Source organism: Pseudacidovorax intermedius, assembly GCF_001476815.1.
Taxonomy (GTDB): Bacteria; Pseudomonadota; Gammaproteobacteria; order Burkholderiales; family Burkholderiaceae_C; genus Xenophilus; species Xenophilus intermedius_A.
On sequence record NZ_LDSL01000074.1, the window covers coordinates 19,666 to 27,708 of the forward strand.

The 8,043-nt window shown below is 73.2% G+C and carries 7 protein-coding genes; 2 read left to right on the forward strand and 5 right to left on the reverse strand.

Features of this window, described 5'->3' with window-relative positions; genetic code table 11:
- Window positions 1-34 precede the first annotated feature (34 nt).
- From NS331_RS13035 to NS331_RS13045, 3 genes are all read right to left on the reverse strand, one after another.
- Window positions 35-406 (reverse strand): Rieske (2Fe-2S) protein, encoded by a 372-nt coding sequence (locus tag NS331_RS13035; RefSeq protein ID WP_058642416.1) that lies wholly within the window; start codon window positions 404-406, stop codon window positions 35-37.
- 156 nt (window positions 407-562) lie between these two features.
- Window positions 563-1,243, reverse strand: coding sequence for an HAD-IA family hydrolase (locus NS331_RS13040; protein ID WP_058642417.1), 681 nt, complete (start codon window positions 1,241-1,243; stop codon window positions 563-565).
- Window positions 1,230-2,288 (reverse strand): RluA family pseudouridine synthase, encoded by a 1,059-nt coding sequence (locus NS331_RS13045; protein WP_058642418.1) that lies wholly within the window; start codon window positions 2,286-2,288, stop codon window positions 1,230-1,232. Before NS331_RS13045 ends, NS331_RS13040 begins: the two co-directional genes overlap by 14 nt.
- A 228-nt stretch (window positions 2,289-2,516) precedes the next feature.
- Here NS331_RS13045 and NS331_RS13050 point away from each other — a divergent pair, with 228 nt between their 5' ends.
- Entirely contained in the window at window positions 2,517-2,717 is a 201-nt protein-coding gene (locus NS331_RS13050; protein WP_153012840.1) for a hypothetical protein, read from the forward strand.
- Window positions 2,718-2,857: 140 nt separating this feature from the next.
- Window positions 2,858-5,998 (forward strand): Rne/Rng family ribonuclease, encoded by a 3,141-nt coding sequence (locus tag NS331_RS13055; RefSeq protein ID WP_058642419.1) that lies wholly within the window; start codon window positions 2,858-2,860, stop codon window positions 5,996-5,998.
- 215 nt (window positions 5,999-6,213) lie between these two features.
- Here the strand turns inward: NS331_RS13055 and NS331_RS13060 are convergent, their stop codons facing one another.
- Together NS331_RS13060 and NS331_RS13065 are read right to left on the reverse strand one after the other, a co-directional pair.
- Window positions 6,214-7,488 (reverse strand): heme biosynthesis protein HemY, encoded by a 1,275-nt coding sequence (locus NS331_RS13060; protein WP_058642420.1) that lies wholly within the window; start codon window positions 7,486-7,488, stop codon window positions 6,214-6,216.
- A gap of 4 nt (window positions 7,489-7,492) precedes the next feature.
- Window positions 7,493-8,043 (reverse strand): uroporphyrinogen-III C-methyltransferase (locus NS331_RS13065; RefSeq protein WP_193758103.1); only part of this gene is annotated, 551 nt, incomplete at its 5' end.

Here is an 8,043-nt window from a genome sequence, read left to right on the forward strand (position 1 = left end):
GGCCGTGCGGTGCGCGAAGAAGGCGGAAGCAGGCTCAGAAGGTGAACGGACGCAGGTTCCAGGCAGTATGCCAGTGCACCACGCCCTCGGATTCGCTCAGGCCGATGCGCACCAGGCCGCCGCGGCAGGGGCCGCCGGCACAGGCGCCGGTGTCGGGTTCGTAGGCCGCGCCATGGGTGGCGCACAGCAGCCAGCGGCCGGTGTCGTCGAAGAAGCGGCCTTCCTGGTAGTCCATCTCCATCGCCACGTGGGTGCAGCGGTTGAGGTAGGCATGGGGCGTACCCTGCCAGCGGACGGCGAAGGCGCGGCAGGTCTGGCCGCCGTACACCACGTCGAAGGCCACGGCGGTGCCGCCGTCGACCAGGTCGGCGCTGCGGCACAGGGGAATGGCGGCTTCTTCGGACACCGGGGCAGCGTACCAAAGAACCCCTGACGCGCCGTGTCAGGGGTTGCCGCGGCGCCACACCGGCCGGCGTGCCGCGACGGGAGGCAGCGGTGGATGGACGGGCGGCCGCACGCGCCGCCAGCAGGGCGCGGCAGAGAACGCCGCCCCTGACGGCGCTCAACCGTGCGCCAGCAGCCAGTCGGCCAGTTCGGGCACCGACTGCGCGATGTGCAGCGGGCCCAGCGCCTCGAAGCCCTCCGTGCTGTGGGCGCCGTAGCCCACGCCGACGCTGGCGCAGCCCGCATTGCGCGCCAGCTGCAGGTCGTGCACGGTGTCGCCGATCATCAGCGTGCGTTCCGGCGCCACGTCCAGTTCTTCCATCAGTTCGAGCAGCATGCGCGGATGCGGCTTGCCGAAGGTCTCGTCGGCGGTGCGCGAGGCGTCGAAGCGGTGGCGCAGGGCGACGGTCTGCAGGGCCTGATCGAGGCCGCGGCGGGACTTGCCCGTGGCCACTGCCAGCTTGTGGCCGCGCTCGGCCAGGGCATCCAGCAGCGGCAGCACGCCGTCGAACAGCACCAGGTCGTCCTGGTGGCGCAGGTAATGGAAACGGTAGCGTTCGCCCAGCTCGCGGTACTTCTCGGGCGGCACGTCCGGGGCGGCGCGGGCCAGCGCCTCGGCCAAGCCCAGGCCGATCACCCAGGCGGCGTCGCGGTCGCTCGGCCGCTGGCCGCCGACGTCCACCACCGCTTCCTGGATGCAGCGCACGATGACGGCGGTGGAGTCGTAGAGCGTGCCGTCCCAGTCGAAGGCGATCAGGTCGAAGCGGCGGCCGGCCGAGGGGGTGTCAGGTGTCGTCATGGGGATCGGTCAGGGCGGCGAGTGCCTGCGGCGGCAGCAGTTGCGCCAGTTCGTCGGGCAGCGCCGCCTGCAGCGCCACCGGCGCTTCGGAAACGGGATGCTGGAAGCGCAGCCGCCAGGCATGCAGGAACATGCGGCGCAGGCCCAGCCGCGCCAGCGTGCGGCGGCGCTCGAAGTCGCCGTATTTGTCGTCGCCGGCGATGGGATGGCCCTCGTGCGCCAGGTGCACGCGGATCTGGTGCGTGCGGCCGGTCTTGATGGTCACGGCCAGCAGGCTCATCGGCACGTCGTCGCCGGGCAGCTGGAGGCGGGCCAGCACCCGCACCAGCGTGAGGGCGCGCATGGCGTCGGGATGGTCCTTGTCCACCACCTTCACGCGGCGCTCGCCCTCGGCGGCACCGTCCCTGGGCGGCAGCAGGTAGCGGGCCAGCGGCGCGTCGAGCACCTTGCGGCGGGCCGGCCAGTCGCCCTCGACCAGCGCCAGGTAGGTCTTGCCGGTCTCGCGGGTGCGGAACTGCGCCTGAAGCGCCGTGAGCGCGCTGCGCCGCTTGGCCACCAGCAGGATGCCGGAGGTCTCGCGGTCCAGGCGGTGCACGAGTTCGAGAAAACGCGCCGCGGGCCGGGCGGCGCGCAGCTGCTCGATGACGCCGAAGCTCACGCCGCTGCCGCCATGCACCGCGGTGCCGGCGGGCTTGTCGACGGCGAGCAGCACCTCGTCTTCCATCAGCAGGTCGAAGTCGCGGGCCGGGGCGGCCGGCTCGGCCGCGGCCGGCGCCGCGGACACCCGCACGGGCGGCAGGCGCACCACGTCGCCTTCTTCCACCCGGGAATCGGCCTGCACGCGGCCCTTGTTCACCCGCACTTCGCCCGAGCGGATGATGCGGTAGACGTGGGTCTTGGGGACGCCCTTGAGATGGCGGAAGAGAAAGTTGTCCAGACGCTGGCCGGCGGATTCGGCGTCCACCGTCACCAACCGGACTTCGGGGGCCGGCGCCCGGGGCGCAGGCGCTTTGGGGCCGGGCTTACGACCTATAATATTTGTCACCAGCGCGGCTCGGTCAGTGCTTATTCGAACGAGAAGTTTAGAGCACCCGCCGGAAGCGCTGGAGGTCGATGCCACTTGCGTGGTCCACCATCGCCGGCCCCGCGCCCACCAGGCCACGGGCGGCGCCGGACGCGCAAGGCGAGCCGACGCCGACGAAACCCCGAGACGGATTCCCCCTTGCCGGCCGGCGGCCTGTTCTTTCAGAGACGGGCGCCGGACGGCGGATCGATGCGAGACCCCCCTGTGCTGCTGATGTGGCTGCTCCGTATGTGCCTGCGCTGGCTGATGCCGGTGGCAGCGCCCATGCATCCAGCGCCCGCCACCTCGGTGCCTGCCCAGCCACCCGACGTCCCCAAGATGTCCGGCCGGCGGCAGATCGGTCTCGCGCCCATCCTCGCGCCCCCTCCCCTGCTGCGTCCTGCGGGCTGATGCCCGGCCGGCGGCTGCGTGCCGCCTGCACATCTGCGGAAAGGAGAACGGCGCTGTCCCGTCGTTTCGCCGCGTCGTCCGCGCATCGTGGGCCCCTTCCGGGCCAGTGAAGACACACACGAACAAGGACACGCACTCCCATGAAACGGATGCTGATCAACGCCACGCAGGCCGAAGAACGCCGCCTGGCGATCGTGGACGGGCAGAAGCTGCTCGACTACGAAATCGAGATCGAAGGGCGCGAGCAGCGCAAGGGCAACATCTACAAGGCCGTCGTCACCCGCGTCGAGCCCAGCCTGGAGGCCTGCTTCGTCGACTACGGCGAGGACCGCCACGGCTTCCTGCCCTTCAAGGAAATCTCCAAGCAGTACTTCGCCGACGGCGTCTCCGCCAGCCAGGCGCGCATCCAGGATGCGATCCGCGAGGGCCAGGAACTGCTGGTGCAGGTCGAGAAGGAAGAGCGCGGCAACAAGGGCGCCGCCCTCACCACCTTCGTCAGCCTGGCCGGCCGCTACGTGGTGCTCATGCCCAACAACCCGCGCGGCGGCGGCGTCAGCCGGCGCATCGAGGGCGAGGATCGGGCCGAGCTCAAGGAGGCGATGGACCAGCTCGAGTACCCCAAGGGCATGTCCATCATCGCGCGCACCGCCGGCATCGGCCGCACCGCGCCCGAGCTGCAGTGGGACCTGAACTACCTGCTCAAGCTGTGGACCGCCATCGACGGCGCCGCCAAGGGCGGCCGGGGCGCCTTCCTGATCTACCAGGAATCGTCGCTCGTCATCCGCGCCATCCGTGACTACTTCAATCACGACATCGGCGACATCCTGATCGACACCGACGACATCTACGAGCAGGCGCAGCAGTTCATGGCGCACGTCATGCCCGAGCATGCCGCCCGCGTGAAGCGCTACCGCGACGATGCCGCGCTGTTCAGCCGCTTCCAGATCGAGCACCAGATCGAGTCGGCCTACGCCCGCACGGTGCAGCTGCCCTCCGGCGGCGCCATCGTGATCGACCACACCGAAGCCCTGGTGTCCATCGACGTCAACTCGGCCCGCGCCATCAAGGGCGGCGACATCGAGGAGACCGCGACCCGCACCAACCTCGAGGCCGCCGACGAAGTGGCCCGCCAGATGCGCCTGCGCGACCTGGGCGGCCTGATCGTCATCGACTTCATCGACATGGACGAGTCGAAGAACCGCCGCGAGGTCGAGAACCGCCTGCGCGATGCGCTGCGCCAGGACCGCGCCCGCGTGCAGTTCGGCACCATCAGCAAGTTCGGCCTGATGGAAATGAGCCGCCAGCGCCTGAAGCCGGCGCTGTCGGAAGGCTCGTCGATCCCCTGCCCGCGCTGCGGCGGCTCCGGCCACATCCGCGACACGGAGTCGAGCGCGTTGCAGATCCTGCGGATCATTCAGGAAGAGTCCATGAAGGACAACACCGCCGCCGTGCACGTGCAGGTGCCGGTGGAGGTCGCCTCCTTCCTGCTGAACGAGAAGCGCACCGAGATCGCCAAGATCGAGCTCAAGCAGCGCGTCAACGTGCTGATGATCCCGAACAAGACGCTGGAGACGCCCAACTACAAGCTGGAGCGGATGAAGCACGACGACCCGCGCCTGGACCAGCTCCGCGCCAGCTACACCATGGCCGACGAGGTCGAGGACCCGACGCGGATCACGCGCCGCTCGCAGGAGCCGACCAACCGCCAGAGCCCCGTCATCAAGGGCGTGCTGCCCGATGCGCCGGCGCCGGTGGTGCCGGCCCGCGAGGAGAAGCCCGTGGCGGCCGTGCCCGCCCCGGCGCCTGCCATCGCACCCGCGCCGGTCGCGCCGGCCCCGGCCGAACGCGGCTTCTTCGGCTGGCTCAAGGGCCTGTTCGGTGCGGGCGCCGCACCGGCGCCCGTGGCCGCACCGGCCCCGGCACCGGCACCCGCCGTGGAAGAAGGCCCGCGTCCGGCGAACCGCCGTGGCGAAGGCCGTGGTGGCCGCAACGGCCGCGGCGAAGGCCGTGGCGAGGGCCGTGGCGGCGAAGGCCGCGGTGAAGGCCGAGGCCATGGCGGCCGCGAAGGCCGTGGCGAGCGCGGCGAAGGCCGGACCGAACGCGGCGAGCGCCGCGAATCGCTGAATGGCGAAGGCCGCCGCGAGGCCCGCGAAGGCCGCGACAACCGTGAGGGCCGCGAGCCGCGTGAACCCCGCGAAGGCCGCAACGGCGAGTCTGCCGTGCGCGAAGGCCGCGGCCCGCGCGAGGGCGGTGGCGAGCGTGGCGAGCGTCGCGGCAACCGTGGCGAACGCCGCGAGGCCATGCCCGCCGACGCGCTGCCGACCGCCCTCGAGAACACGGTCGACGGCGAAGCGCCGGCCGCCGAACGCCGCGAGCGGGGTGAACGCAACGGCCGCCAGGGCGAGCGCGCCCCGCGCGGCGAGCGCAATGGCGACAGCGCCGAGCGCGGCGAACGCAGCCCCCGTGGCGAGCGCGGTGAACGTGGCGAGCGCGGCGAGCGCCGCCGCGACGACGCCACCGCCCGCCCCGCCGCGGCAGAGCCGGACGCCGCCGTGGCCACCGACGCGCCGGCGTCCCGCGAGCGCCGCGCCGCCGACGCGATGCCGACCGCCGTGACCGAGGCCGAGGCCCTGCACCAGACGCCGGCCGAAGCCGCCGCCGTGGCCGAGGCCGCTGACGCCGCCGTGGCCGCCGACGAGGAGCAGGCCCCGCGCCGCGACGGCGAGGAGCGCCGCCGCTCGCGTGACCGCTATGGCCGCGACCGGCGCGACCGCGCCTCGCGCGGCGAGCGCGAGGCCGAGCGCGACGAGTCCGCACCGGCCGAGTCCGCGCCCGAAGGGCTCGCGGCTCAGGACGCCGCGCCCGTGGCCGGCGAAGCCGCCGAGGCGCCCCGCGAGCGCGCGCCGCGTGCCGAGCCTGCGGCCGTCCCCGTGGCTGCCGCGTCGGCACCCGCTGCGACGACGACCGCCGCCGCATCGGCCGGTCGCCCTGGCCTGCCGCGCGTCACGCCCTTCACGCTGCCGGCCGCCGACCTCGTGGCCGTGGCCCAGGAAGCGGGCCTGGAATGGGTCAATTCCAACCCCGAGCGCGTGGCCGAGGTGCATGCCGCCATCGCGGCCGAGCCCAAGCCGGTCCATGTGCCGCGCGAGCGTCCGCCGGCGGTCGTGCTGGACGACGGTCCGCTGGTGCTGGTGGAAACCCGCCGCGACCTGAGCGCGCTGACGCTGCCGTTCGAGAAGGCCGCCGACGTCGGTGCCCAGCCCGCCGCGACGGTGTCCTGAGCGCCTGGGTCATCCGCCCCGCAGCGATGCGGGGCATGGATGACCCCTGCGGCAAGGCGGCCCCCGGAAGGCCGCCCCGAACCGACAGACAGACAGACAGAAAAGGCCCGTGGTGCGAACCACGGGCCTTTTTCCTTTTGCCAGGAACCAGGTGCCGCGCTGCCAGCAGGCGCGTGCGCGCCGGCGATCCGGCAGCGCCGCAGGCGCCGTGGCCCTCAGCCGCCCTGCGCCGCCCGCTTCCAGGCCACCAGGGCCTGTTCGGTGTCCTCGCGCTGCTCCGCCAGCTGCGCCACGGCGACCCAGGCGCGGCGGTGCAGTTCCGGGTCCTGCTGCGCCAGGCCGGCCTGCGTCAGCAGCTGCTGGGCCTTGCCCCACAGCTGGCGCTTCATGCAGGCCATGCCGGCCAGGTACTGCAGATGGGCGTCCCGGGGCCGGGCGCGGTGGGCGCCCTCGATGCGGGCCAGCCATTCGGCATCGACCGTGTCCAGCCCGGCTTCCAGCGCGCGGACCAGCTTGGCGCGCTGGGCATCGGTCATGGCCTCGGGCTGCGTCAGGGCCCGCTCCCACACCGGCAGCAGCCAGGCACGGGCCACGACCAGGTCGCCGCCCAGCACCACCATGCGTTGCGCTGCCTGGATGGCCACTTCGGGAATGGTGCGCTCGGCCGGGTCCAGCTCGGCCCAGGCGCGTGCGAGTTGCGCGGGATCGTGGGCCTGGCCCACGAGTTCGAGCGCCAGGCCACGCAGGATGCTGCCGGCGCCGTCCGGCGAGAAGGCGCGGTGCTTGGCCAGCAGCCGGGCGGTGTCCAGCGCGTCCTGCGTGCGGCCCGACAGGCGCGTGGCCTTCAGGCGCAGCCGCAGCGCCAGCGTGCGGCGCTGCACGCCCTGCGGCAGTTCGGCCAGGCGGTCGAGCGCGGCCTGGGCATCGCGGTCCTCCAGCGCCCAGCGGGCGGAGCGCAGCTGCACGCCGTCGCGCGTCTCGACGGACATGCCGCCGCGCTCGCGGCCCTCATTCAGCGCATGCTGCAGGTGGGCGTCGCGAGCGGCGCGGTCCTGCAGGGCCTGCGCGCTCTCGGCGGCCATGAGGTGGGCCAGCACGCGCACCTGCTGGGCCTGGGGCAGGCGCGCCTCCAGGCCGGCGAGCACATGCTCCTGCGCCAGCGCCGCCAGCGCGGACTTGCGCGCGCGGGTGAAGCGGCCGGCCAGCAACTGCACCACGGCGTCGAGCAGGGCGACGTGCAGGTTGCGCTCCTTCTGCTGCAGCCGCCACTGGCGCGCCTGGGCCGGCAGCGAGAACAGCGCCTGCAGCGCGCGCAGGGCGCCGTAGAGCAGCATGAACACCAGGATCAGCAGCAGCAGCGCGAAGTTGAGCGACAGGTCCACCCGCGTGGGCGGCCAGAAGACGGTGACGATGCCCTGGTTGTTGCCCGCGAACAGCGCCACCGCGGCCGCGGCCGCAAACAGCACCAGGAGCCAGACGGCGGCGCGCATGCCGTCAGCGCCCCGCCGACGCGGCGGCCAGCGCCGTCAGCGTCTCGTCGATGCGCGGCGGCTCGGCGGCGCGCACCAGGGCCTGCACCTGCTGCAGCTGGGTGGCCGCCGCCTGCACGCGGCGCGAGGCCGGGTCGAAGTAGCGGTTGAGCGAGGCGGTGACGCTGGCCAGCTCGTTGCGCGCGGGCGCCACCTGCCCGGCCAGCAGCGCGAGACGGGCGCTCAGCAGCTTGAGCTTGAGGTTCTCGCGCAGGAAGTAGGTCTGGTCGGGGGCAAGGAGCACCGACTCCGGCCGGTCGATGCGCGAGATGCGGATCAGCGAGCGCACCTCGTTGCGCACGCCCAGCAGCACGCGCTGCCACCAGGGCGCGTCGGCCGGCACGGCCTCGTTGGCCCAGCCGTCGTTGGCCTGGCGGCCGGTGCGCACGGCCAGCGCGTTGACGACGGGCAGCTCGTCCACGCCGCGCAGCAGGTCGTCAAGCCGGGCCAGAGCCTCGCCGCCGTCGCCGCTGGCGGTGGCGCGGATGCGGTCGGCGTCCCGCTGGATGGCCCGGG

What these genes read in the sequence shown, in the direction of transcription:
- NS331_RS13050 (WP_153012840.1), top strand. Translation starts at nt 2,517, where the DNA reads ATGCGAGACCCCCCTGTGCTGCTGATGTGGCTGCTCCGTATGTGCCTG.
- NS331_RS13040 (WP_058642417.1), bottom strand. Translation starts at nt 1,243, where the DNA reads ATGACGACACCTGACACCCCCTCGGCCGGCCGCCGCTTCGACCTGATC.
- NS331_RS13060 (WP_058642420.1), bottom strand. Translation starts at nt 7,488, where the DNA reads ATGCGCGCCGCCGTCTGGCTCCTGGTGCTGTTTGCGGCCGCGGCCGCG.
- NS331_RS13055 (WP_058642419.1), top strand. Translation starts at nt 2,858, where the DNA reads ATGAAACGGATGCTGATCAACGCCACGCAGGCCGAAGAACGCCGCCTG.